Source organism: Rheinheimera maricola, assembly GCF_016918075.2.
GTDB classification, from domain to species: domain Bacteria; phylum Pseudomonadota; class Gammaproteobacteria; order Enterobacterales; family Alteromonadaceae; genus Alishewanella; species Alishewanella maricola_A.
In genome coordinates, this window is the sequence record NZ_JAERPS020000001.1 from 931,969 (window position 1) to 958,396 (window position 26,428).

Sequence of the window (26,428 nt, forward strand, 5' to 3'; positions counted from 1 at the left end):
GCTGTGCAGAAGCACTGCAGGCCGCCGGCGCGCCGGCTGAAGTAGTTGAACGGGTAGCAAAGCAGCAAGCGGCGATACCCGACATTCAGCCGGCCAACCAGTTAATTGTCAGCCTGTTTTTTACCTGCGCTACCCAGTGGAACTATGCCGGCATGGCTGGCGTTCGAGTGGGCTTGAACTATCAGGCTGTTGATGTACGGATATCAAAAATACCTGATTATGTTGAGCTGCCGCTGCACCTGCAGAGTGATGTATGGCAAGGCTTGGCGGTTATGGAACGCGCCTGTTTAACAGTGTGGAGTGAGCAAAGCAAATGAGTGATTTAGCGTTAGCCATTAAACTGACCACCGAAGGCGGCCAGATTGTTGTAAAAGAGCTGACGCACATCGGCCAGGCTGCAGGCACGACCAATAAAGAACTGGTTAACACCGGCGCGGCCGGTACCGCCGCTAAAAAAGGCTTTGATGATGCCGCGGGCGGTGCTAATGCGTTAAACGGCTACATGAACACCCTGAAAAGCACTGCCGCGTTGGTTATCGGCAGTTTTTCAGCCATGCAATTGATCGATAAAGGTGACGAATGGGGCCAGTACGCGGCACGTATACGTAAAGCAACAGAAGACACCGACGAATATGCCTATGTGCAGCAGCGCATGATTAGCTCTGCTAATGACACCTTCCGGGCTATTAACGAAACCAAAGAAAGCTTTATTCAAATGTCGCCTATTCTGCGTGATATGGGCTACCAGCTTGGCCAGAGCATTGATATTGTCGACAGCTTTAGTTCGCAGCTGGTCATAAACGCGGCGAACTCTGACCGGGCATCAAGTGCACAAGCCGCTCTGGCAAAATCAATTCAGGCCGGCAAAATTGACGCTGACGCCTGGCAAAGCATTTTTAGCGTAATGCCGACTGTGTTGGATAACATTACTGCAGCAACAGGTAAAACCGGCACCGAAATTCGCCAACTCGGTGTAACTGGCAAGCTAAGTATTACCGACCTAACCAATGCGCTGTTACTGAGCTACGAAGAAAATCGTAAGGCCGTTGAAGCCATGCCGACAACCGTGCGCGATGCGTTGCAGTCATTTAATACCGTTTTCAGTGAATACATCGGCTGGCAAAATGAAGCCAAAGGTATCACTGCAGATGTTGCAGACGGTATCGGCTACCTTGCTGAGAATTTTCAGGCTCTGATAAACGTGGTCGGCGGTGCTGCAATTGGTGCATTAACGTTGTACACCGCTCGAACTGTTATCGCCACGAAAGCCACTGTTATCAGTTACCGTGAGAAGCAAATAGCAGCAGCACAGGAACTGCGCCTGGCACAAGCACAGGTTATCCAAACACAAGCTACACTGGCGCAGGTTACCGCTCAGTCGACGTACGCTACTGGCAGCGCCAGAGTGATGGCCGCCACTGTTGCACATGAAGCAGCGGTTAAAAAATTAACAATAGCGCAAGCGGCACATACTACTGTTGCCAGAAGCCTGTTGGGTGTTTTAGGTGGCCCGGTTGGTTTAGCGTTAATGGCTGGTGTGGCAGCTGTCTCATTCTTATCGTTCAGCTCTTCGGCTGATGACGTTAAAGCCTCTTTGCAGGAGCTAGAGCAACCGTTTGATTCATTAATTAAAAAGTTTAAAGCATTCAATAATGACCAAAAAGCCGCAGCTTTGATTAAATGGGGTGATGCGGAAAACGAGGCAGTTTCTAAAGCAAACAAAGCATTTGATGACTTGTTGGGGCGCTACACTGGTGTAATGAGAGCATCAGTCAGTTTTGGTGAATCACTGAGTCTGGCTAATCAACTGCGTGATGCTAAAGCTGCTGGTGAAGATTTAACGCCAATTTTAGAGCGTGTTGGTGCTGAAGCTGGTGTATCACCTGAGCGTATTCAAGAATGGATTAAACTGGCGGGTGTATACGCCGACAACAAAGCGGCTGCTGAACAAGCAGCTAAAGCAATAAAAGCAGTAAAAGATGCTAGCGGTGGACCTGATCCTGTTGACGCAAAACCCAAACTGCCTACTGAAGAGAACAAAGAATTAGAGAAAGCCCTGCTGGGTGTGTACAACGCCCAGTTGCTTAATGCTACTGCAGTGGATGCTTACGGCGCGTCGCTAGATGGCATTGATCTGGAGCTGTTTAAAGCCGAGTTTATCGCTGCTGCAAAACTGCCAGACGATGCTGCAGCTGCCATTAAACGATTTGCCGCTGAAGCCAAAACCGCCAAAGCGAACTTAGACATTGGCACTTACAGTAAAGAACTGACCCAGCAAATAGCGTTGCTCGATATTCGCTTGGCCAAGGGCCAACAAGAGTTTGAAATTCAAAAAGCCCTGGCACAGTTTACCGGCGCAGATCCGGCCAGACTCACTGCGCTGCAGGCAGAACTGACCATACTGCAGCAAAAGCAGGCGCTGGCTGCTGACAAAACCACGCTGGAAGCCCTGACCAAAGAAAACGATCTGCTGATGGTGCGCCTGGCCCAGGGTGAAAAAGAGTATGAAATTCAAAAGGCGTTGGCAGCATTAAAAGGTGCCGATCCTGCTGTGCTGGAAGCGATTGAAGCCGAACTGCGTTTGCGGCAGCAGCTAACAGAACAGATCACAACCAGCGAAGAAATAGCCAGTGGTGCTTTTAGCCAGGCACTAGATGATATGACGGCCCTTAGCAGCGCTGGCCAGACATTTGGTGATGCACTTACCCAGGCGTTTGGTAGCGTGGCGCAGCAAATAAATAGCATGACTGCCGCCCAGCTTAGCTATAACAAACAGCTGGATGAACTGAGCAAAAAGAAGAAAGCCGCCCAGGCACTATCTGAAAACGACCCAAAACGAGCGACAGAACTGCTGAATATTCAGCGCACTGAAGCTAGATTATCAAAAGAAAACTTCCAGGCGCAGCTGGGGCAATTCTCCGCCTTGTCAGGTGCTGCCAGCCAGATGTTTGGCGAGCAAAGCAAAGAACGTGAAGCGCTGCATAAGCTAGAAATGGCGTTTGGTGTTGCTGAAATTGCAATGTCGATGCAAAAAGCCGGTGCCAATGCGTTAACGGCTATCACCAGTGCATTTAGTGCCCCGTTTCCGCTGAACTTTGCTGCCGGTGCCGCAATGATAGCGATTATGGCGGGCCTCGGCGTATTTAGTGGTGGCAGTTCTGCCAGTGTTCCCAGCGCTGCCGATAGACAAGCAAGCCAAGGTACCGGCACGGTATTTGGCGATTCAGACGCTAAATCTGAATCTATAGCAAATGCACTGGAACGCATCGAGTCGCTGGAGTTAGATCAGTATGTAGAACTGCGTGAGATTAATGCCAATATTAAATCGTTGTCTGCTGGCATTGCTAACCTGGCTGTGTCGCTTGTGGGCAATTACGGCAAGTTTAACGAAGATAACTACGGCGGCGAATTGGGCACCGTCAAGCGCTTCGGTAACCAAGCGTTTATTGATTTTACCCATAAGTTAGATCAACTAAGCGGTGGTATTGTCGGTGCAATTGACAAGTTGCTGGGCGGCGCGTTATCGGATATTGCCGGGAGCATTATTGGCGGCATTAGCAAAACCACCAAAAAGCTGATCGATAGCGGCATTAGCTTTGATGCGCAAGAGCTGGGCGACATATTAGCCACTGGCCTGGTTGAAGGTAGCTATTACAATGTTGTTGAAACAACCAAGCGTAAGCTGTGGGGCCTGAGTAAAAAAACCAAACAAAGCACCGAATACACTGCGCTAGACAATGCCCTGGAAACGGAGTTTGGCCGCATCTTCTCTTCTATTGGTAACTCTATTACTGCTGCCGTGGATATGCTTGGGCTAGATACCACCAAGCTTTTAGAAAACTTTGTTATCGACTTGCCGGCGCTAAGCTTTAAAGACCTGAGCGGCGATGAGATACAGGCCGAGCTGGAAGCCATTTTTAGTGCCCAGGCCGATTTGATGGTGCAATACCTGGTGCCGGCCATTGGCGAGTATCAGCAAATGGGCGAAGGGCTATACGAGACGCTTATCCGCGTTGCGCAAGAGCAGGCTGTATTTAACGCTCAGCTGGATGCGCTGGGGCTGGGTTTAAGCCGCTTTGGTGATGTGGCTGCTGAAACCCAGATTGCCATAGCGCAGTCAATCATTGAGCTGATGGGTGGCATTGACGAATTCCGCGATGCGACGTCACAGTACTTTGCAAGCTTCTATGATGAGTCTGAGCAGTTTGCGTATTTAAGCAGCTCGCTAAGCTCTGTATTTGCTGATTTGGGTGTTGCGTTGCCAGCCAGCCGTGATGGGTTTAGAGCCATTATTGACGGCATTGATTTAACCACTGAGGCGGGCCAGGCGCTATACGCAGCGCTGATGGCGCTGGTGCCGGGCCTGGATGAGTACTTTAAAGCGATGGAGCGCCAAACCGAGGCAGCAGATAAAGCCGCCGAGGCTGAGCGGAAACTTGCAGAGCAACGCGCAGCGTATAACGCGGGTAATTTATCTGAGCTAGCACGCTTTGATATGAGCCCGTTACAGCTTGCGATAGACGATTTAAACGAGTGGTACCAGAACGCTATAAAAGAAGCCGAAGAGCTGGGCGCGGATACTGGCCTGTTAACATCTATTTACGCCAGGCGCAAAGAGAACCTGGCTGAAAAGACCCTGCAGCAAGCGATCGACACTGCAAACACCGCCATGACACGCTTAGTTACCGACTACGAGCGCGCCAGTGGCGCATTGCAAAGCACGCTGCAGCAGCAAACTAATGCCATAAACGGCATGGTTAGCACCATAGCCGGCACCATTAGCAGTATTCAGCAGACGCTACCGGGTTTTGATAACGTAGCGTTTTTACGTGGCCGGGTATCAGAATTAGCTGGCGGTGTAGGCAGCGGCAGCATTGATGAGCAGTTAAGCAAAGCCGGCGAACTGCAGCAGGCTATTCAGGCACGCTATAACGCTGAGTTGGCGGCAAACCGCGAACTGCAAAGCGCAGCGCAAGGCCGTTATGATGCGCTGGCGTCTGAGCTAAACACACTACAAAGTGATTTTGAAAGCGCGGGCAATGCACTGCGTGATGCGTTTGACCAGGTTGTCGACCGTATTGCCGGCGCGGCTAAGGGCGTGGCCCAAACAGCAACGCAGATACGGCTATCAATGCCCGGTGCCGATGCAGCCGGCTATTACGCCAGCCTGGTCGGCAGCTTACGCGGCCAGTTAGGCAGCGGTGATATTGATAGCCAGTTAATGTTAGTCAGTGAACTGCAGCAAGCAATACAAGCGCGTTACAACGCTGAACTGCAGCAGCTGGAGCAAGTGCAGCAAGTGGCTGATGAGCAGTACCAACTGCAGCTAGACCAATACAACACAGCGTTAAGTACGTACCGTGAATTAGCTAAGGCTGCAGAGGCGCTGCGCGATGCGGCTGCAGCGCTGCAAATTGGTGATTTATCGCCACTTACCACAGGCGAGCGGCTACGCGAAACCCAAAGCCAACTGCAAGATGCAATGCGTGCGGCGCTTAGCGGGGATGCCAACGCGTATAGTGATGTGCAGCAGCTGGGGCAGCGTTATTTAGAGTTGGCACGGGATTTTAACCCCGCCAGCTACCAGGGCGCATTTGACTACATTACCGGTTTGTTTGACCAGCTGGGCGGTACAACAGCTACCGAGCCAACAGCACCCCGGCCGCACGCGGATACAACGCGATATGAGCAGGAGCAAATTAGCCTGGCGCAGGCGGCCCTGGCAGAGCTTGCCCAGCTGCAGCAGTTTACTCAAGCCCTGGAAGCCACGGCTGCGAACACGTTGCATAACGATTTAACCGCGTTAGAAAGCACCTATAACGCCAATACTGCCGCAGTAAATGCCCAAATGCAGCAGCTGCAAGATGAGCTGGCAGCGCTGGAGCAACAGCAAATTGTGCTTGCCCAGGCCGCGATTAGCGAGCTTGCAGCACTGCAGTCGACTGTGGCCGGCCTGCAAACGCTGGCAAATACTGAATATGCAGCCGGTGTTGAGGCATTAAAGGCCCAGTTTGCGCAGGACTCTGCAGCTATAACGGCCTCGTTTGAAACCAGCCTGGCAGAACTGACAGACCTGATGCCGGTAGAAACTGATCGTGTTGTTGCCAAGCTGCAAGAGCAGATAGATGCACTTTATCAGATGGGTACCGACATTAGCGGCGCAATACGCGAAACGCCGGCACAAACCCCTGATGTGGTGGTAAACGTGCCAGAAATTGTGGTACCGCCGGTTGTATTTCCGCCTGAACTGATTGACTCCATTATCAAGCGGCCGCCGGATGGGATTTATCCTGATCCTAATCCGATTTTAAGCGACATCCGCGATGAGTTAGCTCAGTACCGTCAGCAACCTGAAATTGTTGTCACGGTACCGCCAATTACGTTCCCAATTGAAATTTGGGATCCACTTATCAACGGTTCGATTAATGCAGTGCAACCGGCCTATCCGGATCCTTTGCCACTGCTGCGAAATATTCATGATGAGCTGCAACAGCAGCGGCAGCAAACGGCGCAAATCGCCGAGCGTCAGCAGTTCTTACAGGAGCAACAAAACCAACAGATGGCACAGCTGACAGTGGTGACAGAGCGCTTTGGCCGTGAGGTGATTGATTTATCAAACGAGCAGCTTGATCAGAAGAGGTCGATAGCATGACATATGAGCAGTGGTTAGCTACGCCTGGGCTGTATCGATGCGTGCTGGTTGAGCTGGATTATATCGATGCAGGCACATTGAAAACGGCATATTTTAGCAGCGCCGCCTTTGTTAGTGCCGGCACAGATAGCCCGGCGCATACTGCGTATGATCCATTCGTGCTTGGTGGTTTGGATTTTGAGCGCAGCCTGGCTGAGATTTTCACCGGTGCCAGCTCAAGCCGTACAGCTGATGTTGAGCTGGTAAGTATACCGGCAACTGATTGGTTAGCCGCGGCCAATGTTGCGGGCCAGGCAATACGTATTTACCTGGGAGATAAAGCCTGGCCAAAAGCCGAATTCCGGCAGGTGATTACCGGTGTTTGTGACAGCGTTTGGCCAGAAACCAGCAGTATAAGAATTAAGTTTAAAGACCTGGCTAAAGTACTACAGCAACCAGTATTAACCAGCCGACACACTTCCGGCGCGGCAAATGGCGAGCTGAAACCGCTGTGCTTAGGCCGCTGCTACAACATTAGCCCGCAGTTGATAGATGCCGGCAGCCACATTTATATGTTTAACAGCGTAGCAAGCCAGGCGGTAACCGCCGTGCGTTTTAACGGTGATGTTGTCGCGCCGGCAGATTACACAGTGAATTTAGCCGCCGGTACCATTACGTTTAGCGTGTTTCCGATTGGCGATGTAACGATGGATGTAGACGGTGCAAAGATAGCCGGCACTTGGTTGCAAACCTCAACACAAATTATCAGCTACTTGTGCAGCCGGGTTGGCATTACTGCTGATATTAGCGGTTTGCCAGGCTATCAGCTGGGGCTATATTTAACTGACGACACCCAATTAAGCGCTGCGCTGGACGACATTTGTGCCAGCGTGGGCGGCTACTGGTTATTTGACCGCCTGGGCCAGTTTACATGCCGGGCATTTAACGGTGTGCCAGTAACACAAACTGCCGCCATTACCGACGACCAAAACCTGTTCGCCAGCCGCCAGCCGCGCCGGCGCATAGCACCGCTGCACGAGTTAACCCTGGGCTATGCCCGCAACTGGACACCATTAAATACCATTGCTGCCAGCATCTATGAAAACACGCCAGACGTTGCAAAGCGTCTGGCCAGTGAAGAGCTAACAGTAACGCAATCGGCCCCAGCAGTATTGGCAGCCTATGCAGACGCGCAAACGCTGACCGTTAGCACTTTAATAGTAAGTAACACTGATGCAAATGCCGAAGCCAGCCGCCGCATGGCGCTGAGTGCTTTGCCGCGTTACGTGTACGAGACACAACAACTGGCCGCGCCGCTGCAGTGGCAACTAGGCGATGGCGCGACATTACAAACCCCCGGCGTTAACGGCAGCGATGCAGTTATAACAAAACTGGCGGAAAACCCGCTAAAAGGCGTAGTGAGAGTGGAGTTTTGGCAATGAGTAATGTGCGCATGGTGATCATAAATGAGTTTGATAGCGGTACCGTTGCGCAAAGCGTGGGTACAGCGGTTGCAAGCCTGCCTGCAACCAACATGCAAGCGTATAACAACAGCCGAATCTGGCGCAGCCTAACGGTGGCCAATTCAGTGCTACAGGGAAACTTTGCTGACATCCAGTTGATTAGTGCGTTTGTACTGTGGCGGCATAACTTGACCAACGCCGCAACCATTCGCCTGCAACTTTACGCCAGTGCAAACCAAACCGGCACAGTTGTCTATGACAGCAGCGACATTCCAGCAGTGCAGCAAATTAGCTTCGGTGACTGGGATTGGCGTATTCAGCCAGTAGTGGCCAGCGCGCTGGATGATTGGGCGGTGCGATATAGCCAGATGTGGTTTGCCGCAGTTTTCGCGGCAAGCTATAAAATCACCATTAAAGACCCGTTAAACACCACCGGCCAGCTCGATGCTACACGTATTTATATGGGCCGCCATTTTGAGCCTGCTGTGAATTTCAGCTATGGCCGCCAGTGGCAGATTGGTAGTAATGCACAGCAACTGCGTACGGACGATGGTTCACTGTTTACAACGCAATCGCCCACGTGGCGCACTAGCCAGTTTTCGCTGGATTATATAGATGAAGGCGACCGCGCAAACTTGATAAAAGCCCTGCGTTACGCCGGTACCAGCCGTGACTTTTTTATCAGCCTGTTCCCGGAGCAAGGCGGCCAAAAAGAAGTGGAAAACTCATTTGCGGCCAAGTTCAAACAGCAGCCGGTTATTACCAATTCAGCTTTCAACAATAACAAAGCGCCACTTAGCGTGGAGGAATGCTAATGCAAAAATTACCCGTACCAAACGTTGTCCTTGAGACGCAAGACCAGGGAAGTGTGTTTCAAAGTAAAATGAACAGCTTGGCAAGTGCCTGTAAAACGGCTGTTGAGGCGTATAACAACCAGATCGATGCGGCTACTACTGCTGAACAGTTCAGTGATGCCGCACAGCAAGCGTTGGCTGATGCTGATGTGACGCCGATATTGCGACAACTTAATTTGCTAACCATTGAAACTCCATCTATTAGCTTAGATTTTCAGCACGGGCTCTATTTTGCTTATGTGGCTGGAGCCGGTGTAAATAGCAATCAACTTAGCGAACTGATGCAAACAGTAAGGGATACGCCTGCTATAAGTAACGGTTTGTTAGGATTTGAAAACATCCCCTCACATACTCCCATCATTGAGGTGGACCCTGTATCACGTGAGATAATAGGACTTAAGTCAGCAGCTGCTAGGGTTAATAAACTAATAAAATCTAATAATTTTGCAAACCCTCAATGGGTTAAGAGCGGAGTTACAACATCTGAGTTAATTGCAACGCCATTGATAGAAGGTGCAAAAATCTGGAAAATCAATGAATCCTCGGCTTTTGGCGTGCACTGTATAACGCAAAATGTTTTATTAGAAGCTAATAAAGTATACACAATTGTGGTGGTAGCAAAAGCAGCAGAGCGCCAACAATTATCATTGCAAACATCATCTACAATTAACTGGCTAGAGTCCAAATCTTCCAGAGTTAACTTGCTTGATTCTACCGTAATTGACGGTCAGGGTAAGGCTACCCAATTATATGATGGCTTTATCGAATTTTCCTTAACTGCTCAGTTCGGTTCCGTCGGTGGCAGTGGTGGCGTTAATCTCTATTTGTCAAAAGATGGAGTGAACTCATACCAAGGTGACGGTGTTAGTGGTATTGAAATTTTTACAGTTGATCTAGTAGAGGGGCCAATTGCAGGTCCTCCTATAATCACTGACACTACTTCTTTAGCGACTTCATCAGATAAGCATTCTCTACCAGTGACTCACAGAGGCAGTTTTACGATCTACGGTGAATTTATAGTTTACGATTTTCCGGTCGATACTTTTGCAGCCATATGTCGCCTGGCTGACGCTGCCAATACCTCAGTACGTGGGGCGGCTATTAGGATTGGCAGAACTTCTCAAGGTACCATTTCAGCTGCTGTAGCAGTAAGGGGAGCCGACGGCATACTAACGTCTGTCCCTGCGACGAATCAGAGTGACCTCAGGATAGGCATTAATAGACTTGCTATGTCGTTTGATGCTTTGAGCAACGAATTATCAATATCATTAAACGGAGTTACAAGCAAAAATCAGGTTGATAGTGCAGATTTTTTAGAACTTTACGCAACTCATTTATATCCTATAAGCCGTATTAATATCACTTCAAGTAACACCAATCCAGAAGCAGTTCGATGTAGACGCTGTATATTTTGGCCCTACAAACTGAGCACCGAATCTCAAAACAAGTGGACGTTAATATGACAATACGAGTTATAAGCACCGATCAAAGTGGCTGCCGAATTAATTCTTCGCGTCCTTTGCAAGGCATGGATTTTTTTATAGCCTTACCAGTAACGCCTAGCGAGCAGTTTTTAGGTATCGATACATATTATTATGTTTTTCTTGATGAAGACCAGGCGAAGCAAATGTTAAATTGGTCGCCTGATACTGGCTATCAACCGCTGTTTATGCAACCCAAAGTGGTGCCACATTCTATCACTCGTCGTCAGGCCAGGCAGCAGCTACTGCTCATGGGCCTGCTAGATAATGTCGACCCGACCATTGCATCGATACCTGACACAACAGCCAGGCGCCTGGCTGAAATCTATTGGCAGGATGCCACAGACTTTGATCGCAATAACCCCTACTTGCTTAGTATTGCCGCTGCACTTGGGCTAACACCCGAGCAACTAGACGATGCCTTTATAGCAGCGGAGGCGCTATGATTTTTTACGTTGATAAAATTAACGGTGTTGCGGCTGGGCGTAAAGTGACTATGTTGCCCGTCGCAATAATTGAGAGACGTTATAAATGTGATAAAGGACTGCGGGCCCACGAAGTTGAGCACATCAAGCAGTATTGCGTTCTGTTTGTTATCGTTGGTACTTTAGGTTTGCTGCTTACCAATGCAGCTGTGGCACTGCCGGCTGCAATGATGGCACATGATTTGGCATATACAGCGATCGGCAAATACAGACTGTGGTGCGAAGTAAAAGCATACAAGAAGCAAATACAGCACGGTCTATCAATAGACAAAGCAGCTTCATTCATTTCAAAATATTACAAACTTCAGCTAACAGTAGACGAGGCCAAAAAGCTGTTAGAGTGATTGTGTATTTTGAAAAGTTTTTTCACTATGAGCAAGAATCAATTTTCGCAATTATCGCACAACAGGCGCGTTAATTTTCGCGCGCCGCTTCAGTCAGGGTATGTACTACCGACACAAACCAGTGTTCTGAGTCAGCTAAAGTTAAGACTGATAAACTGCTAAACGTACCGCCAGCCTGCTTGTAGTATTTGTTACTGTGCTGGTTGGATACGACAAGGGGCTTATAAAATGGCAGTAGCGGGTTTCTAGCTAATCCGCAGCGCTATGCCATAGTGCTGGAAAACTGCCAGGTCACGATGAAACCAGTGCTGAAACGCGCTGGTGTTGTATCCATGTAGCTCTGCAAGCTCGGCATAACGTACGGCAGTATGCAGTAAATCGGCGTAACGCCATATTCTGCCGTAAGCAACAACGTTAAGTTGCGGCTGCTCACCTAATATTTGTATCGCCTGCATAACTTTATGCAGGTAACGCAGTTCATTGGTTTGCTGTTCAGTCACGTTATGGGTTATGTATTGGCTCATGGCGATGGCTCCTTATTGCATAGCCTGAGCTTAGGTTGTCGGCTGCGCAATGAAAAGTATTAATCGCTTGAGTTAAATTTAACCTGTATCTTTTGGTTACATATGGTGGAATTAAAACGCATGCTGTTTCACTTCGTCCAGGTTCGCCACCATAATTTGCTGCGCCTGCGGGCGCGCTGCTAATTTGGTTAAATCCAGTATCAGGGTGTTAAGTCGTTCTGGACGAGTGATCTGCATCAAACACACTCCACCAGATGTACTTTGTTGGGAATGTATACGCCTCACCGTAATTTTTGTCAGTATACGCTAAGGCGTAAGTTGCATCTGTATGCGCTGTAGCGTAATAAAAGAAGTTGAGCTTGGTGGTTTACGGCTGCAACATAGTGGGTACTTATAGCAGTTCGAACACCAAAAATTATCTAAAAAGTGTCGAAAATTTCCGACAGGAAACAGCTGATGTAACGACATAACCTGTCGCGCCTATTTGCAAAAATACTCCCAGTCAGTAGAGGAGTGTTGTAATGCAAACCGCAAATCGCCAGCAAGATGATAATCATGGGTATCTTTCACAGCTAATTGACCCTGACTCCCCGGCAATTTGCCGGTTGTGGGCAATCCGGATGATTAAAGGTCGGCGCTTAACAGCTAGTATCTTTGAATCGTTGGTATTAGATGATGTGCCAGCCTTTTTACGCAAACCAGGCCGGAAATCACAAAAGCTAACCGAGGCGGCGCTGCAAGGTTATATTGAGCAGCAACTGCAAGCATTAGAGCAGCTTAATAGCCTTCAGCTGCCCGATGTACTGACCAAGAATATCGACAGCCTAAGCAAAATGATGGGGTTCAGTTTAGCGGAGCAGGCCATTTTCACCTTCGCAGTTCTGCTTAAAACAGATACCACCCTGATTAATGTCACCTCTACCATGCGGCCGATTAAAAAAACGGAGTTGGTTAAACTGCTGGCACAGGTACTGGGCCTATCAGAGCTGTTGGTGAAAAGTGCACTGAAACGAGACAGTAACTTACTTAAATCAGGTCTTTTAGTGGTGCAACCCGGGCCTGCTTTGGCGCTGGAAGAGATCTTCGACTTTGTAACCTTTAGCTTTGTAAATAGCTTATTTGAAGAGCATAAAGATGCTTCCTGTATGTTCAGGGACGTATTGCAGCAGGCCTCTTTACCTACGTTAAAGCTCAGCTATTACCAGCACATCAATACCGATCTGCAGATCATGTTGCCCTATCTGAAAAATGCGCTAACCAAGGGGATGGTTGGCGTTAATATCCTGCTATATGGCCCGCCTGGTACCGGTAAAAGTGAGTTAGCCCGGGTAATGGCAAAGAAGCTGAAAGTATCGCTATTTGAAGTAAGCAGCGAAGATGATGATGGTGATGCGATGAGCGGCTCACAGCGTTTGCGCGCATACCGTGTTGCTCAGAGCTTTTTAGCGAACACAAGCAACTTGCTGTTATTCGATGAAATCGAAGATGTATTCGTGCAAAACCCGTTTTCCCGACAGGCAGATCTTCGAAAAGGCTGGATGAACAAAGCGCTAGAGCAAAATACCGTGCCCTGTTTTTGGATAACCAATGACCAAAGAATTATTGATGATGCGTTTATCCGCCGCTTTGACCAGGTTATCGTGCTTAATACACCGCCTAAAGCACAGCGTGCAGCCTTGCTGCAAAGTGCATCAGCAAATCTACTCACGGCGCAAGAGGCAACCAAGCTGGCAGAGCATCCACAACTTACGCCGGCGATAATCAGCCGTGCAGGTAAGGTTGTCGCGCAGTTGAGCCCGCGCTTAAATCGTTCGGCTAAGGTAAGCGCATTGCAGCATCTGATGCAGCAAACCCTGCGTGCTCAGGGCTATAAAGTACAAGATACGCTGCACCAAGATGTTTTAGGGCCGGTGTACGATGCAAACCTGGTAAACACCGATGTGGCTCTTGATGAATTGGTGGCTGGCTTAAAAAACGCAGCTAGTGGCCGCTTGTGTTTATATGGTCCTGCCGGTACCGGCAAAACGGCGTTTTGTCATTACCTGGCTAACCAGCTGCAAAAAAACTTATTAACTAAAACGGCATCACAGCTTATTAGTAAATATGTTGGTGAAACCGAGCAGAATATTGCCGCAGCCTTTGCTGAAGCCAAAGAAAACGATGCGGTGTTACTATTGGATGAAGTCGACAGCTTTTTACAAGATCGCCGACAGGCCCAGCATAGTTGGGAGGTCACCGCGGTAAATGAAATGCTGGTACAAATGGAAGCCTTTGAAGGCATATTCGTCGCCAGCACGAATCTTATCCACAATCTGGATCAGGCATCACTGCGCCGCTTTGATCTTAAAGCCTGCTTTAACTATCTAAAGCCTCAGCAAGCTTTGGCACTGTTCAATGCGCATTGCCAGCAGCTTAAACTGGCGCCCTGTAAAGCCAGTGAGCAGCTCATTAAGGCACAGCTTCAACTTACTCCCGGTGACTTTGCTGCTTTGGCCAGACAAAGCCGCTTTCGGCCGTTTAATTCTGCCAAAGACTTTGCCACTACTTTGCTGCAAGAAGTGAGCTTGAAACAGGCTAACGCGACTAAGACTATTGGCTTTTTGCAGTAGCTTTAGCTTTTGCCGCCTTGCAGTAATTCGGGATAAAGCGCCATGCTCTTTTTTAAGCTCGATACAGTCCGCTGTCTCAAGCTTGCTGGCGCTAACACCTCAATGCTGCTGCAATGCGACAAAATCCACCACTGTAACTGCCAGCCATCGGGTAGGGTAGCGCTGAGCAGTTGCCAGTCGGTTTCAGTTGGGCTGAGTGTCATATCTGCTGAAATTGGCGCTTCTTGTAGTAACTGGCTTAGGCTTGGGCTTACCCTTGCTTGCAGAGTGATAATTTCACCATTAGAGAACTGCAGCGCGCCGCTTTGCAGGTATCGCTGTAAGTTGAACCCAGCAGGGCTTTGCAACTGGTTATCCGTTAAACTCAGCTTGCTAAAGCGGTGTAAGGCAAATAAGCGAACATCATCGTATCCACTAACAGTGGCAACCAAATACGAGATATGGCCACGCTGTACCAGACCTAACGGGTTTAGAGCATATTGTTTTTGCTGGCCGTCTTGCAGCGCTGTGTAAGTGACCTGCAGTTGATGGTTTTGGCTTAGGGCTTGTTGTACTTGCTCGTATAAATCGGCTGAAGTTGCAGGCGGCAGCATGGGTAAAGCAGGCGGTACCACGGCTATTTTATCCGCCAACCGGCTATTGCTATTACTGCCCTCCAGTGCCTGTAATTTGCTTTTAGCTTGGTTAAAGCGGCTGCTTAGGCCGTGCAGCAGTGCCTGCGGTAAAACGCTGTTCAGTGTGCCCTCAACCAACTGCAACATCATGGCATCGGCAACGCTAATGCCCGGTAGCTGAATATCTTTATTGTCCATCCAGCGCCATAAGTTAACGCCTTTGCTGTCGTCGCTAACGATTGGAAACACCATCGACAAGTCATTTAAGTCACGCTCTACCGTGCGTTTACTAACCTTAAACCCCTGGTTATCTAGCATAGCTTTAAGCTGCGATGCCGTTTTACCTTCGCCACGAGTGGGCAGTAAGTTCAGCAATTCCCATTGCCGGCTTAATGTAACATGTGACTTAGCAGAAGACATAAAACCCCATCCCTGAAATAACTACAAAACAGCAGCTAAAAAGCTTGCTCGGTTATTAATCTTTATGGCAATAATAGAGACGCAGCCAGGAAATAGGAAGCTACACTGCTATGCCACTAACGGACTTATCGCACGACGCACTAAAAACCTATCAACGACAGCACCGAGATGCGTTTCCCGAAAACCTGTCATTGCGTGTGCACCGGGCGTTAAGCTGGCTTAAGAAAGCCGAGCAAGCACGAACAGTGCAAGATGCCGATACTGAGTTTATTTATTATTGGATCAGCTTTAACGCCGCTTATGCCAATGAATTTGGCGAAACCGAACGCTTGGCAGAGCAGCAACACTTTCAGGCGTTCTTAAGCAAAATCGCGGATCTTGATAACGACAACCTGCTATACAAAACTATCTGGCAGCAGTTTAGCGGCAGTATCCGGCTGTTAATGGACAATCAGTATGTTTATCAGCCTTTTTGGGATTTTCAGCGCGGGCGCATTTCAGAAGCCGATTGGCAACAGCGTTTTAATACATCTAAAGCCAGCTTGAATAAGGCCCTCGCCGAAAAGAATGTACCAAAAGCATTAGCATGTATCTTCGGCCGGTTTTATACACTGCGTAACCAACTTATTCACGGTGGTGCGACCTATAACAGCAGCGTAAACCGCGAACAGTTAAAAGACGCCTGCAATTTACTGAATAAGGTTATACCGCTGATTATCGCCCTGATGATGAGTGCACCAGGGCAGCTATGGGGTGATGCGTGTTACCCGGTTATTAAGTAATTTTTTGAGTTTAAGGTTGAGGTGATTTAATGAAGCATATTGTTGAAATTTCAAAACAGGCGTTAACGCAAATGCTGCTTAATGGCTTTGAAGCTTTTGTTATTAAACACGGAGATAAAAAACGTTCGGGTATCGAGTTTCATGCCTCCTTATACGGTGATATTAAAATCTTAGATAAAGGGAAGAAATACCGTCATGTAATTGAATTTATCTCTGTAGATACATCCGCAGAGATGAATAGTGGTTCGGTAAGCTTTTCTATAGAGGCGTCTGATTTAAAAGAAGATATTGCGGAGCAGATGGGATTTTACCAACTGGGGAAAATGCACTCACATCCTTACCTCGCGCATGAAATGTCGGTTGATGAAGTTCGAAAACAAGGCTTTGATTTTTCTCCAGGTGACTTAGAAGCAATTTCCGACGCGATAGATCGATACGAAGAAGGCCTCGGCTACCATTTAGAGGTGTTATTAACGATCACGGAAATGAAGCAAAAGAACACATCATTGGACGGTCGTAAGGAATCTAATTTATTTGAGTTCTCTGTTGGCAACTGTAAATGCTTTTTGCACGCTCAAGTGTTTTCAAAGTCTGATGATAAATTGCATTGGGACGACACCGAGTTGCGTTGTAGCTTTTTAGAGCAAAACGGCCATCTCGAAGCGAATTTTGGACTTATAAAAGCCAAGAAAGGCCGCAAAAGAGTGCTGGAGTATAAGCCAAATAACTAGACGCTAGTGAGTTGTCAGCATGTCGCAACTTGCTGACGGCTAAGTTGAGGTCGATACATTTTCAAGCTTTAAAAAGTAGCGGTCTTCCAAATTGTATCCTTTCAAGAGTGCCTCTGGCAGCAACAACAAATTGCCCTGGCGCTCTAATTCTTGGTAGGTGCCTTGAAGTATCAGATGTAGCCTTTGCTGATCACAGGGCTCAACATTAGCCACCAAGCGTCGCAATAGCTGGTTGTTTAGATCAACGGGCAAAATATGCCAGCAGTTGGCATCGTCTGCCTGGCAAATCACATAGCGTTGCTCGGGCAGGTGGTCAGGTAACACCAGATAATTTTCGAAACGTTCTAATTGAATACTTTTCATAATGCTTGTTTACGGACTCATTTAACTACCACTACACTAATTAGAATTAGCGACAGCTTGCGTCGCGATAACCATAAAATCTGCGGTGGTAATGATTTATCAGGGTCTGTTGTATTTGCTGGATAAGTAAATTTTCCCCATCGCGACTTCAACTTTTGAAGTCAGCTTTTACTAAAGTGCTGATCTAACTACTAAGAGGTCAGCCTATGGAACAAGTCTTTTTAAAACCAATTTCTGCCACCACTTATCATGTCAATCCAACGGTATCGGCAGATTTAGCCATTGCCGTGCGCTGGGTGTTGCAGATACAGCAGCGCTATTACCGCTATCGTTGCGCCAAGGCACTGGAGTTTCTTGGTTTTAAAGAAGACTGCGCCGAACGTCTAATCACAGATGAGTCAGCTATAGGCTATAACCAGCTTATCAGTACCCTTGATGAGTATATTGCTTCCCAACCTGCCTTATCACTCGAAACCAATATTCAGCAGTTTGGCCAGTTATTTGGGTTAACAGCGCTGGAAGTGAGTATTTTTCGTTTTGTGCTCATCGCCCGCAGCTGGCGCCTGGTGTTCAGTGATGTGCGCGCATCAAGGTATTACGCTACCAGCAACGATGTGTTTGAGCTGGTGGCACATTGCATTAACGCTAATGCCGATGATGTGGAAATGGCCCTGATGCCAAGCTCTACTTTAGCGTTGTGCAATCTGGTAACCATGGAGCGTGGCAGTGATTTGGCTGACCATTTTAGATCGCTGCGGGTGTTTGATAAGTTGTTTGCTAACGACTGTAATCCAAACGATTTATTGCAGAAGTTCAGCCATACCGCTGAAGCTCCGGAACTTAATGCCACAGACTTTCCGTATCTTGCTGATGCCGTGCAATTAATGCAGCGTTTGTTGTCATACGCGCTTAGTAATCGTCAAACCGGAGTGAATTTTTTACTTTATGGCCCGCCCGGTACCGGTAAAACCGAGCTGGCGAAGTGGCTTGGTCATCAGGTTGGCCGCCATGTAATGGGCGTCAGCGCCTTTTCTGGTGTTGATGTGCATGGCGCAAAATCACGGCTTAATGCATTGTTGATGTGCCAACGGTTATATGCGGCCAGCGGAGATAGAGTGCTGATATTTGATGAAGCTGATGACGTACTACCCAGTCAGGTCGGCATTGCTGTGGGGAATACCGATGCGTTAAAAATGGCGATTAACCAGTTACTTGAAACTAACGCAACACCCTGCATCTGGATTTGTAACAGCATTCGTCATTTCGACTCGGCACAGCTGCGACGGTTTAGTCAGATCATTCACGTTGAAACCCCGCCGCAAGCCGTGCGGCAAAATATCGCAGAGCGTTATCTGGCTGATACCGGCGTGAGCAAAGCTTATATTTCAGCGCTGGCTTACGATGAGCAAATCAGCCCAGCACTGTTGGCGCAGCTTGCCAAAGGTAATGCAGCACTGAGTAATAGCTCGCTGCCAGACAAAGAACGTGACTTTGATTTACTGCTAAACCCATTATTGCAAGCGCGCTTAGGCCGTCGTCGCAAAGTTACTGGCCAGGCTGAGATTAACCCGGCCTATTACAATACCTCCGTGTGTATGGCGGAGTTAGCCAGGCAGTTTAAACACACGCCAGATATACGCTTATGTCTTTATGGGCCGCCGGGTACTGGCAAAACCAGCTATGCGGCTTTTTTGGCCCAGCAAGCGCAAAAGCCTTTGCTGAAAAAAAATGCCAGTGAATTACTCGGTAGCTTCGTCGGTGAAACCGAAAAGGCTATCGCTGATGCTTTTGCCGAGGCGCAGCACAGCGGCGCAATTTTATTGCTGGATGAGGTAGATAGCTTTCTTGGCAAGCGCCAGCAGGCCGAAAGGCACTGGCAGAAAACCATGACCAACGAGTTGCTGGCGCAACTCGACCAATATCAAGGCGCTTTGGTGTGCACCACTAATTTTATTGAGCTGTTAGATCCGGCGGCGGTGCGTCGTTTTGATTTAAAAATTCAGCTGGATTACTTAACAGCCGAGCAGGCCTGGCAACTGTTTTGTGAGCTGACACAGATGCTAAGCATGCCGCCGCCATTAACTGTGATCCAGCAGCAGCTTACAGCACTTAAACTCACGCCAGCAGACTTCGCCATTGTTAAACGACAAATGCGTTTGCAACCCCGTGAAGCAATTAGCAGCGATAATGTTATTGCGGCGCTGCGGGCAGAAGCCGACTTACGCCAGCCGGTAATCAATGCCATTGGCTTTGTGCATTAAGTTATGGCTAACAAGAAAGTTAAAGTTGTTGTATAACAAAGCTAATCTATTTCCACAGGGCCCATTATGGAACCGTTAATTGATGCCATTTATCGTCTTTTACCTACTAGGGCTGAAGCTGCGTTAAGTGCCAGCTTGCTGCGTGACAAGCTGGAAAATCATCATGAGTTACTTGAGTGTACTAACAAGAAAACCAGGTACCAGAAAGTGAAGCGGCAACTTGATAAGTTAGAGGCCGACAAAGCGGGCAAAATCTTTGTGCAGCCCCAGGGTAAAGAGAACCTTTACTGGAAACGATGTGAGCCAGAGCAGCAACTGCACTATTTGTTAACGCAATTATCCTTGTTTCAGGATGTGATAAAACAGCGCTTACCTGCATCACAACAGCAGCAACTTGCTGATGTGATGCAAAGCCTGCCTGACAACAAAGCGAATTGGCTGCGTAAAATCTATATTGCACCATCCAGTGTCTGGCAGCCACCCAAACTTGATCCTGCTGTTACATCTGTCGTGTATCAAGCGATAGAAGAAAACAAGGTCTTTAGTTGTGACTACACCACCTTAGATGGTATCACCCGTCGCCAAACCCTGGTGCCTTGGGGGCTAATGACCAAAGCTGAAAAGGTCTATGTGCTGGCGATTAGACGCGGCAGCACCAAGCCAGCCCCGATAACCTATGCGCTGATAAGTATCCGCAACGCTGAACTGGGTGATCGTCAAGCCTTACTGGAAGGCTTGCCGCCCGATACCGATTTGCGCACTTATTGTGAAGCTCACAATATTGGCTCTTTTGCCGCAGAGGCAAAGCAAATTACATTAGTAGTGCGCTTTTATGGTAATGCCGGGCGTAACATAAAAGAAACCCCGTTAAGTGACGATATGCAGGTGCATGAAATTAACGAGCGATGTCGCGAGGTGATTGCAACGGTGCAAAACTCGGTTGAACTGAGAAAATACCTGCGCGGCTTTGGTGAACAAGCCGAGGTTATTGCTCCGCCAGAGCTCCGCCAGCAAATGGTGGCAGAATTACATGCTTGGTTAACACGTTACCAAACAAAATAATTTGTTTAGTCAAAAGATAGCTTCATTAATTGAAGCCAGCTATTGCTAGCATTACCTCCAACACGGGGTTACATCACCCGCCAACACTCCGGAGGTCTGTATGCATGACACTGTCGCCGTATTTAAAAAACTGGTAATGCCGCTAAAACAACTGGGTTTTCACTCCGAGCGCCCGTTATTACCTATAGTGCGTGAGTTAACCCAATATACGTCGTTATCTGAAGAGGCGAAGTTAGTATTAAGTGCATGCCTGGCTGCTGATTTACAGGTGGAGGAAGACTTTGACGACAGCGCCCGATATATCACCCAAAACGTGGCTTTTTACGGCGTGTATTATGACCACAATAGCGCGGAGATTGTATTTACCAGTGAGGCTAACGGCGAACTGCTGCGTTTATCACGTCATCAAGCCGTTGGTTTACCGGTGCCGATTAAAACCGAGTTTCATCAAATCTACTTTGGTTACCTGCTAAGGCGCCAATTACTTCGCCAACAAGATGTGCTGGTGGTTACAGTCTGCCAAAGCGAGCATAACGGAGGACAAAATCATGAAATTTAATAATCGTTATGTTTCAACCGCGCTTATCCATTTGCTGGCTGACATTACCAATGAAGCGGAACAGCCCAAAAGGTTGCGAGACATGTCGATGCCTGCAGCACTTTACAGCCTGTTCGAAACCGCCTGTATCGGGTTTGGCTGGTTAATGTTCTCCATTTTTATGGGGCTTGGCTTTGAAAGCGAACTGGCCGTGGCCATTACCTGGTGTTTTGGTGCTGCCCATGTGATTACCCGGCTGTTTTTTATCAAACACTTTAACCAGTTTATCGTTGATTGTGAGAATGAAGTCAGCGACTGAGACAACACGCTAAAACGTCTTAATTTTACCAATAGGTGCCCTATGATTATATTTATCCACGGTTTCGGCTCAGACGGCTTTGGCAGCAAAGCCAAGCTGCTGCGACAATATTGCGCCCAGCAGAATATCGCGTTTATTGCGCCATCATTATCGACCATACCCGACCTGGCGATATCCACCTTAGAAGAGCTTATTCAGCAGTGGCAACGTTATGAAGAGGTCAAGCTAGTAGGCTCATCGCTGGGCGGCTTTTATGCCATGTACCTGGCAGACAAATACAACCTGCCAGTCGTGCTGATTAACCCCTCAATGGCGCCGGGCTTTACCTTGCAAAAACGAGTAGGCCAAGCTGTTAATTTTCATGATTTCTCCAGCTATGAATGGAACGAGACTCACGTGCAAAGCCTTGAAAAGTATCAGTGTTCTTTCAGTGGACAGCGTTGTTTATTATTGGTACAAACAGGTGATGACGTGCTGGACTACAAACTGGCAGTAGACAAACTACCTGACGCACAGCATGTGATAGAGCAGGGGGGCAATCATGGGTTTGAAGGCTTTGAGCGGTATTTGGATGAAGTCTTTGAGTTTATCTTAAGCCATTAACAAGGAGAGATTATGCCGTTGTATTCAGAAATTTTAAAAGAAATCCAAGACAAAAATGTACCGGAAGAGTTTAAAGTTGGTGACTTGATAAAAAAGCCTACTAGCAATAATTTGTTTAAGGTCGGTGATCAGGTTTATGCGCTAAGCACCCTCAGAACGATGCTCGCAAATCTGGCGATAGATAAAAAAGACAATTCTTTTGGCCATCATGTCCAACATGCTGAGGATGTCAAATACATTCGGGTATCAAGAGGGCTTTATCGGCTCAACTGTAACCCAGAGCAGTTGCATGCTTCGGTAGTCTCTGATGAGAATGCTGAACAAACCATCCAGGATAACAGTTCAGAACTCATTCAATTTGATATCAAGCTAACTACAGCGCCTAACAATGTTGCAGCATACGTTGTTGATTATCTTCAGCGTGTGCCGTTTCAGTATTTCTTTAAAAAGCAAAATAAAACACATCCCAAAAAACCTGCTCAAGGCTTAAATGAACGGCTAAACGCGTATTTTTGGCCCGATCTCTCTGTTAGCTGGCATAGTACCCAACAAGAAATCCAAAGCTATGTAACGCAGTTTAGAAGTATAGAATGTAATAAAGATCAGCCAGATACTGCAGAAAAATTACTAGCTTTGTTCAGCGAAATTTGTCGTTGGGGCGGTGTTAAATTACCCAGCATATCGGCTGCAGATTTGAAACTACAAGTATTTTCAGTGTTAGACATACTGGATGACGGTGGAGTCCCAGATAACAATTTTACAATCAATAGTGCGTATACCAAGCTCTATGCTATTGCCCGTCCAGATAGTTTTATTATTTTTGACTCTCGTGTGGCAGCGGCGCTTACCAGCATAATCGACTCGAAATACCACGATTTGGTTAGTCTGCCCGACTGGTCAAAATACAAAAACTTGGGATTCGTAAATGGCCGGGGAGGAAGTAGGCCAAGGTTATTACTCAATAAGTGGAAAAATGGCTATCAAAAATGGTCAGCACAAATTTCAGCCAATATGCTATGCCAAGACATTATCAGCATAATAAACACAACCCCTCTGCACTATGGCTTTGCTCAGGCAATAACGCTTCGTGAACTAGAGGCAATATTGTTTATGGAAGGTTATTAGGTGTTATGCATTAGGAATTGGAGTATGGTCGATTATTCAACTAATTTTTAAAACTTCAATTCCATAGTGTTCGAATAAAGCCCTGTCCCTCTTGAACCATTCTTTGAAAGGACTTGCATTAAAACCATGCAGCTCTGGCAGCTCAACATAACGCACTGCAGTGTGTAATAAATCGCCGTAGCGCCATATTTTGCCGTAAGCCACTACATTCAGGTCTGGCTGCTCGCCTAAAATCTGAATAGCTTGCATGACCTTGTGCAGGTAACGCAGTTCATTAGTTTGCTGTTCAGTGACGGTTAGTGTTGTGTGTGGGCTCATGGCGATGGCTCCTTTTTGCATTGCCTGACCTTAGGGTGTCGGCCGGTTTTTGAAAAGCATTAACCGGCCAGAGGAAATTTAATATGTATCTTTTGATTACATATTTGAATCAAAACGCATGCCGTTTAACTTCATCCAAATTCGCCACCATAATCTGCTGCGCCTCCGGGCGCGCTTCTATTTTAGCGAGATCCAGGTTTAGCGCTTGCACGGCATAGGGTACCAACGCAGAGCGAACGGAGATTACCCGCTTACCGTCTGTCATATTGTAATCTTCAGCAATTATGGCTTTTTGATAATCAGATAAGCGTGAATCCGGCACCAATATAATGTTCACTATAGTGTTCCAGCGCTCATCATCCTCGCGTTTTTTATCCGCATCGCCTTCAATATCATTAATGCCACGAAAGCGGCTTAGCACAAAGTCCCGAAAGTCGCGGTTTTTCTCGCAATAGGCACGCACATGCCAGCGCAGGTGAGTGCACACTAAAGTATGCGGTGCAATAATGCGGCTTTCTTCATCCGGGCTGGTTAGCGACATATAACCCATATCAATCTTTTTGCCCTCACGCGCTGCCTGCACCAGCGCCCGCAATATATCCGGGTTCACATGGCGTATGGGGTTACTAAGCATTTCAGTGTGAGCAAAGCCAAAATCCAGCTGGCTAAAGGTGTGGGCGAAATCTTTCGTGCTGGCCAGCGCATGCAAGTATTCATCCGCGAGGCCACTGGTGACTTTCGGCGTAAAAGTATCACTAGGCTTATAGCCTTTAAGTTTACTGTCATACACCAAGTTACCAGGCGCAACGTCGCGTAAATACGCATTAATGTCTTTTGACGCCTGCTGGCGGGCGATACCAAAGCTATTACACAAATGGTTGGTGGTAAGCCGGCCTTCCCACAGCGCGACAATTTCAATTAGCCGGTAGCGCATTAACAGCTCCCAGCGTAAAGGCCAGGGGGAAGGGGCTTTGTCTTTTGTTGTTGTACTATCCAGTTTTTTATCCATAAACCTGTTAGTTGTCCTTTTAATAAACATACCAGTGAATCAAAACGCAGACTCAATCAAAGCCATCATTCCTAATTTGGGAATCAATATTTCCCTGGCATATTTCGGTCGGTGACCACTAATCCCAATGTTATTGCTGATAGAGCCAGCCTAGCATCTCAGTGATACGCGTCACATCTTCTGCATCGTCAGTGTTGCCGTATTGCGATGCGTCGCGGTTTACTTTGGCGCTGACAGCTCTTAACTGATTACCCTCGGCAACAAATTCAATGACATCAATACAATGCCCACTCCAACTTCGGTGTTGGTATAAGGTATTGTTGTCAAAATAACAAAACCATTTCTCGCCCATGTCATCGGGGATAACACCACGGCGAATGGCATCACTTTCGTTCTCATCAAGCAAAATATCGAGTTTAAGCGTTGTGTATTGTTCGGGTAGGGCGTGAATATCCCAGTCATCTGCTTTGGCAACAACTGTCATAACGTTCTCCATTACGCTTTTTAAATACTGTTGCAGTTTCAGAGCATTAAGACAATGATTTTCCTGCAGTAACCTGAGAATGTGTATGATAAATCGACACTGAGTATTTACACAGCTTCTCAAATTTACCTTTTTAAGGGATGATGCAGCAGAGTTACTTTTTTCAGAGCAGGAGGCTTATGTACGATATTGTTGGTGATATTCATGGTTATGCCGATGAACTGGAATTACTACTCGCCAAGCTAGGTTATCAAAAAAAGAATAGCATTTGGCAGCACTCAGAGCGTACCTTGATTTCTGTGGGTGACCTTATTGACCGAGGTCCACAGCAAAAGCGCGCTGTAGACATCATTCGCGCCATGACAGCCAATGGCTTTGCCAAAACCATAATGGGCAATCACGAATTTAATGCGGTTGCTTATTACGTGAGAGATAAAAACGGTGAGCCGCTGCGTGCCCATACTGTTAAAAATCGCCAGCAGCATCTTGCGTTTTTAAATGAAGCAGAAGCAATACCCACCTGGTATCACGAAGCAATTAGCTGGTTTAAGCAGCTACCTGTATTGCTTGACTTGCCTGAACTAAGAGTCGTGCATGCCTGCTGGCATCCTACTTCTGTTGAGGTACTCAAAGACTACTGCACGGATAATTTCACACTTAAACCATCATATTTTAAACAGGCTAATGATTCGGCACATCCGTTATATCATGCGCTAGAAGTGCTGATGAAAGGCTGGGAGTTGAGCCTGCCAGAAGGTGTCAGCTTTAACGATAAGGATGGCCACAAACGAGACAAAATTCGTACGCGGTGGTGGTTAGAGCAAGACGGCAATTATCAGGATTTAGCTATTGGAGTGCCTGATGTCAGTATTTTGCCTAATGAGCGTGTACCATCAAGCCAAATGCCAGGATACGACAACGCCAAACCTTTGTTTATAGGGCATTACTGGCTGCATGAATCGGCAGAAGCCGTATCAGCGCATATTGCATGTGTTGATTAATCAGTGGCTGAGCAAGGCGCGTTAGTTACGTACCGCTTTAATGGGGCATCGTTTGAAAATGCGAACTTTGTCAGTGTGCCCACCCGGCCAACTGGCCACTTTAGCGCTGAGCAGCTAAACCAAGCATTTTATTTAGCCGATCCCATGCAAACCTGCTGCGTAGAAAATGAGATCACAGATGAATATCAACGTATCGCAGAGCATGCAAGAGCACTGCTGGTTGAGAGGTTTGCACTTTATGACGCCATCGAGCAGGCGTTAATAGCGGCATTCGATGAAGATTGGGTTGAGCCAAAGCATGTTATTGCTGTGTTGGAAAAACTCGCATCTAGCTGAAAACCGTACACTGGGTAAACACTCAGCATAGCCTTAATTTTTTAATTCAATACCATAACCGTATCGCAGCA

25 protein-coding genes are annotated in these 26,428 nt (G+C 47.5%); 18 read left to right on the forward strand and 7 right to left on the reverse strand.

The genetic code is table 11. The features are described 5' to 3' along the window. Positions 1-83 precede the first annotated feature (83 nt). The 7 genes from I4W93_RS04310 to I4W93_RS04340 are packed head-to-tail and all read left to right on the forward strand — an operon-like array spanning position 84 to position 11,258. Positions 84-317, forward strand: coding sequence for a DUF1799 domain-containing protein (locus I4W93_RS04310; protein WP_224673288.1), 234 nt, complete (start codon positions 84-86; stop codon positions 315-317). Further along, on the forward strand, positions 314-6,652 hold the full coding sequence (locus I4W93_RS04315) for a tape measure protein (protein ID WP_205310609.1): 6,339 nt from the start codon (positions 314-316) through the stop codon (positions 6,650-6,652). The genes I4W93_RS04310 and I4W93_RS04315 overlap by 4 nt, the downstream gene beginning before the upstream one ends. Further along, the gene (locus tag I4W93_RS04320; protein WP_205310608.1) at positions 6,649-8,073 is read left to right on the forward strand and encodes a hypothetical protein; all 1,425 of its coding nucleotides are present in this window, start codon (positions 6,649-6,651) and stop codon (positions 8,071-8,073) included. The genes I4W93_RS04315 and I4W93_RS04320 overlap by 4 nt, the downstream gene beginning before the upstream one ends. Then, positions 8,070-8,909, forward strand: a complete 840-nt coding sequence (locus I4W93_RS04325; RefSeq protein WP_205310607.1) for a hypothetical protein — start codon at positions 8,070-8,072, stop codon at positions 8,907-8,909. Before I4W93_RS04320 ends, I4W93_RS04325 begins: the two co-directional genes overlap by 4 nt. Then, complete coding sequence (locus I4W93_RS04330; protein ID WP_205310606.1) at positions 8,909-10,411, forward strand: phage head spike fiber domain-containing protein; 1,503 nt, start codon at positions 8,909-8,911, stop codon at positions 10,409-10,411. The genes I4W93_RS04325 and I4W93_RS04330 overlap by 1 nt, the downstream gene beginning before the upstream one ends. Beyond that, positions 10,408-10,875, forward strand: a complete 468-nt coding sequence (locus I4W93_RS04335) for a hypothetical protein (protein ID WP_205310605.1) — start codon at positions 10,408-10,410, stop codon at positions 10,873-10,875. Before I4W93_RS04330 ends, I4W93_RS04335 begins: the two co-directional genes overlap by 4 nt. Continuing rightward, positions 10,872-11,258, forward strand: coding sequence for a hypothetical protein (locus I4W93_RS04340; RefSeq protein ID WP_205310604.1), 387 nt, complete (start codon positions 10,872-10,874; stop codon positions 11,256-11,258). Before I4W93_RS04335 ends, I4W93_RS04340 begins: the two co-directional genes overlap by 4 nt. 245 nt (positions 11,259-11,503) lie before the next feature. Here the strand turns inward: I4W93_RS04340 and I4W93_RS04345 are convergent, their stop codons facing one another. Both I4W93_RS04345 and I4W93_RS20300 read right to left on the reverse strand, forming a co-directional pair. Beyond that, positions 11,504-11,782, reverse strand: coding sequence for a hypothetical protein (locus tag I4W93_RS04345; RefSeq protein ID WP_205310603.1), 279 nt, complete (start codon positions 11,780-11,782; stop codon positions 11,504-11,506). Between the two features lie 111 nt (positions 11,783-11,893). Further along, positions 11,894-12,019 (reverse strand): hypothetical protein, encoded by a 126-nt coding sequence (locus tag I4W93_RS20300; RefSeq protein WP_255604586.1) that lies wholly within the window; start codon positions 12,017-12,019, stop codon positions 11,894-11,896. Positions 12,020-12,303: 284 nt separating this feature from the next. On the opposite strand from I4W93_RS20300, the gene I4W93_RS04350 reads away from it, so the two are divergent. Beyond that, complete coding sequence (locus tag I4W93_RS04350) at positions 12,304-14,391, forward strand: ATP-binding protein (RefSeq protein ID WP_205310602.1); 2,088 nt, start codon at positions 12,304-12,306, stop codon at positions 14,389-14,391. A gap of 2 nt (positions 14,392-14,393) precedes the next feature. On the opposite strand, the gene I4W93_RS04355 is transcribed toward I4W93_RS04350, so the two are convergent. Further along, positions 14,394-15,425 (reverse strand): helix-turn-helix transcriptional regulator, encoded by a 1,032-nt coding sequence (locus tag I4W93_RS04355; RefSeq protein ID WP_205310601.1) that lies wholly within the window; start codon positions 15,423-15,425, stop codon positions 14,394-14,396. A 110-nt stretch (positions 15,426-15,535) separates the two neighbouring features. Here I4W93_RS04355 and I4W93_RS04360 point away from each other — a divergent pair, with 110 nt between their 5' ends. Continuing rightward, complete coding sequence (locus I4W93_RS04360; RefSeq protein ID WP_205310600.1) at positions 15,536-16,207, forward strand: HEPN domain-containing protein; 672 nt, start codon at positions 15,536-15,538, stop codon at positions 16,205-16,207. Positions 16,208-16,236: 29 nt separating this feature from the next. After that, the gene (locus I4W93_RS04365; protein ID WP_205310599.1) at positions 16,237-16,938 is read left to right on the forward strand and encodes a hypothetical protein; all 702 of its coding nucleotides are present in this window, start codon (positions 16,237-16,239) and stop codon (positions 16,936-16,938) included. A 39-nt stretch (positions 16,939-16,977) separates the two neighbouring features. Here the strand turns inward: I4W93_RS04365 and I4W93_RS04370 are convergent, their stop codons facing one another. Further along, entirely contained in the window at positions 16,978-17,301 is a 324-nt protein-coding gene (locus I4W93_RS04370; protein WP_205310598.1) for a hypothetical protein, read from the reverse strand. A gap of 206 nt (positions 17,302-17,507) precedes the next feature. Between I4W93_RS04370 and I4W93_RS04375 the strand changes: the two genes are divergently transcribed. The 6 genes from I4W93_RS04375 to I4W93_RS04400 all read left to right on the forward strand — a co-directional run bounded on the left by I4W93_RS04375 (position 17,508) and on the right by I4W93_RS04400 (position 23,209). Beyond that, positions 17,508-19,562 carry an AAA family ATPase gene (locus I4W93_RS04375; RefSeq protein WP_205310597.1) on the forward strand — a complete coding sequence of 685 codons (2,055 nt, stop codon included), beginning with the start codon at positions 17,508-17,510 and terminating at the stop codon, positions 19,560-19,562. A gap of 66 nt (positions 19,563-19,628) precedes the next feature. Then, positions 19,629-20,624, forward strand: a complete 996-nt coding sequence (locus I4W93_RS04380) for a helix-turn-helix transcriptional regulator (RefSeq protein WP_205310596.1) — start codon at positions 19,629-19,631, stop codon at positions 20,622-20,624. A 100-nt stretch (positions 20,625-20,724) separates the two neighbouring features. Continuing rightward, entirely contained in the window at positions 20,725-21,183 is a 459-nt protein-coding gene (locus tag I4W93_RS04385; protein ID WP_205310595.1) for a hypothetical protein, read from the forward strand. After that, a complete protein-coding gene (locus tag I4W93_RS04390; RefSeq protein WP_205310594.1) occupies positions 21,173-21,481 on the forward strand; it encodes a hypothetical protein in 309 nt (102 codons plus the stop codon). Before I4W93_RS04385 ends, I4W93_RS04390 begins: the two co-directional genes overlap by 11 nt. Before the next feature lie 42 nt (positions 21,482-21,523). Next, entirely contained in the window at positions 21,524-22,084 is a 561-nt protein-coding gene (locus I4W93_RS04395) for a YqiA/YcfP family alpha/beta fold hydrolase (RefSeq protein ID WP_205310593.1), read from the forward strand. Between the two features lie 12 nt (positions 22,085-22,096). Further along, on the forward strand, positions 22,097-23,209 hold the full coding sequence (locus tag I4W93_RS04400; protein WP_205310592.1) for a hypothetical protein: 1,113 nt from the start codon (positions 22,097-22,099) through the stop codon (positions 23,207-23,209). Positions 23,210-23,245: 36 nt separating this feature from the next. Here I4W93_RS04400 and I4W93_RS04405 read toward each other — a convergent pair whose 3' ends face one another. The 3 genes from I4W93_RS04405 to I4W93_RS04415 form a co-directional block, all read right to left on the reverse strand. After that, on the reverse strand, positions 23,246-23,527 hold the full coding sequence (locus I4W93_RS04405) for a hypothetical protein (RefSeq protein ID WP_205310591.1): 282 nt from the start codon (positions 23,525-23,527) through the stop codon (positions 23,246-23,248). A gap of 109 nt (positions 23,528-23,636) precedes the next feature. Continuing rightward, on the reverse strand, positions 23,637-24,536 hold the full coding sequence (locus I4W93_RS04410) for a WYL domain-containing protein (RefSeq protein ID WP_205310590.1): 900 nt from the start codon (positions 24,534-24,536) through the stop codon (positions 23,637-23,639). Between the two features lie 130 nt (positions 24,537-24,666). Next, complete coding sequence (locus tag I4W93_RS04415; protein ID WP_205310589.1) at positions 24,667-25,020, reverse strand: hypothetical protein; 354 nt, start codon at positions 25,018-25,020, stop codon at positions 24,667-24,669. Between the two features lie 179 nt (positions 25,021-25,199). On the opposite strand from I4W93_RS04415, the gene I4W93_RS04420 reads away from it, so the two are divergent. Together I4W93_RS04420 and I4W93_RS04425 are read left to right on the forward strand one after the other, a co-directional pair. Continuing rightward, a complete protein-coding gene (locus tag I4W93_RS04420; RefSeq protein ID WP_205310588.1) occupies positions 25,200-26,021 on the forward strand; it encodes a metallophosphoesterase in 822 nt (273 codons plus the stop codon). A 3-nt stretch (positions 26,022-26,024) separates the two neighbouring features. Next, positions 26,025-26,357 (forward strand): hypothetical protein, encoded by a 333-nt coding sequence (locus I4W93_RS04425; RefSeq protein WP_205310587.1) that lies wholly within the window; start codon positions 26,025-26,027, stop codon positions 26,355-26,357. The last annotated feature ends 71 nt before the right edge of the window (positions 26,358-26,428 follow it).

Excerpts from the sequence above, each read along its gene's own strand:
- I4W93_RS04315 (WP_205310609.1), top strand. The coding sequence starts at position 314 with ATGAGTGATTTAGCGTTAGCCATTAAACTGACCACCGAAGGCGGCCAG.
- I4W93_RS04320 (WP_205310608.1), top strand. The coding sequence starts at position 6,649 with ATGACATATGAGCAGTGGTTAGCTACGCCTGGGCTGTATCGATGCGTG.
- I4W93_RS04325 (WP_205310607.1), top strand. The coding sequence starts at position 8,070 with ATGAGTAATGTGCGCATGGTGATCATAAATGAGTTTGATAGCGGTACC.
- I4W93_RS04330 (WP_205310606.1), top strand. The coding sequence starts at position 8,909 with ATGCAAAAATTACCCGTACCAAACGTTGTCCTTGAGACGCAAGACCAG.
- I4W93_RS04335 (WP_205310605.1), top strand. The coding sequence starts at position 10,408 with ATGACAATACGAGTTATAAGCACCGATCAAAGTGGCTGCCGAATTAAT.
- I4W93_RS04340 (WP_205310604.1), top strand. The coding sequence starts at position 10,872 with ATGATTTTTTACGTTGATAAAATTAACGGTGTTGCGGCTGGGCGTAAA.
- I4W93_RS04345 (WP_205310603.1), bottom strand. The coding sequence starts at position 11,782 with ATGAGCCAATACATAACCCATAACGTGACTGAACAGCAAACCAATGAA.
- I4W93_RS20300 (WP_255604586.1), bottom strand. The coding sequence starts at position 12,019 with ATGCAGATCACTCGTCCAGAACGACTTAACACCCTGATACTGGATTTA.
- I4W93_RS04350 (WP_205310602.1), top strand. The coding sequence starts at position 12,304 with ATGCAAACCGCAAATCGCCAGCAAGATGATAATCATGGGTATCTTTCA.
- I4W93_RS04355 (WP_205310601.1), bottom strand. The coding sequence starts at position 15,425 with ATGTCTTCTGCTAAGTCACATGTTACATTAAGCCGGCAATGGGAATTG.
- I4W93_RS04360 (WP_205310600.1), top strand. The coding sequence starts at position 15,536 with ATGCCACTAACGGACTTATCGCACGACGCACTAAAAACCTATCAACGA.
- I4W93_RS04365 (WP_205310599.1), top strand. The coding sequence starts at position 16,237 with ATGAAGCATATTGTTGAAATTTCAAAACAGGCGTTAACGCAAATGCTG.
- I4W93_RS04370 (WP_205310598.1), bottom strand. The coding sequence starts at position 17,301 with ATGAAAAGTATTCAATTAGAACGTTTCGAAAATTATCTGGTGTTACCT.
- I4W93_RS04375 (WP_205310597.1), top strand. The coding sequence starts at position 17,508 with ATGGAACAAGTCTTTTTAAAACCAATTTCTGCCACCACTTATCATGTC.
- I4W93_RS04380 (WP_205310596.1), top strand. The coding sequence starts at position 19,629 with ATGGAACCGTTAATTGATGCCATTTATCGTCTTTTACCTACTAGGGCT.
- I4W93_RS04385 (WP_205310595.1), top strand. The coding sequence starts at position 20,725 with ATGCATGACACTGTCGCCGTATTTAAAAAACTGGTAATGCCGCTAAAA.
- I4W93_RS04390 (WP_205310594.1), top strand. The coding sequence starts at position 21,173 with ATGAAATTTAATAATCGTTATGTTTCAACCGCGCTTATCCATTTGCTG.
- I4W93_RS04395 (WP_205310593.1), top strand. The coding sequence starts at position 21,524 with ATGATTATATTTATCCACGGTTTCGGCTCAGACGGCTTTGGCAGCAAA.
- I4W93_RS04400 (WP_205310592.1), top strand. The coding sequence starts at position 22,097 with ATGCCGTTGTATTCAGAAATTTTAAAAGAAATCCAAGACAAAAATGTA.
- I4W93_RS04405 (WP_205310591.1), bottom strand. The coding sequence starts at position 23,527 with ATGAGCCCACACACAACACTAACCGTCACTGAACAGCAAACTAATGAA.
- I4W93_RS04410 (WP_205310590.1), bottom strand. The coding sequence starts at position 24,536 with ATGGATAAAAAACTGGATAGTACAACAACAAAAGACAAAGCCCCTTCC.
- I4W93_RS04415 (WP_205310589.1), bottom strand. The coding sequence starts at position 25,020 with ATGACAGTTGTTGCCAAAGCAGATGACTGGGATATTCACGCCCTACCC.
- I4W93_RS04420 (WP_205310588.1), top strand. The coding sequence starts at position 25,200 with ATGTACGATATTGTTGGTGATATTCATGGTTATGCCGATGAACTGGAA.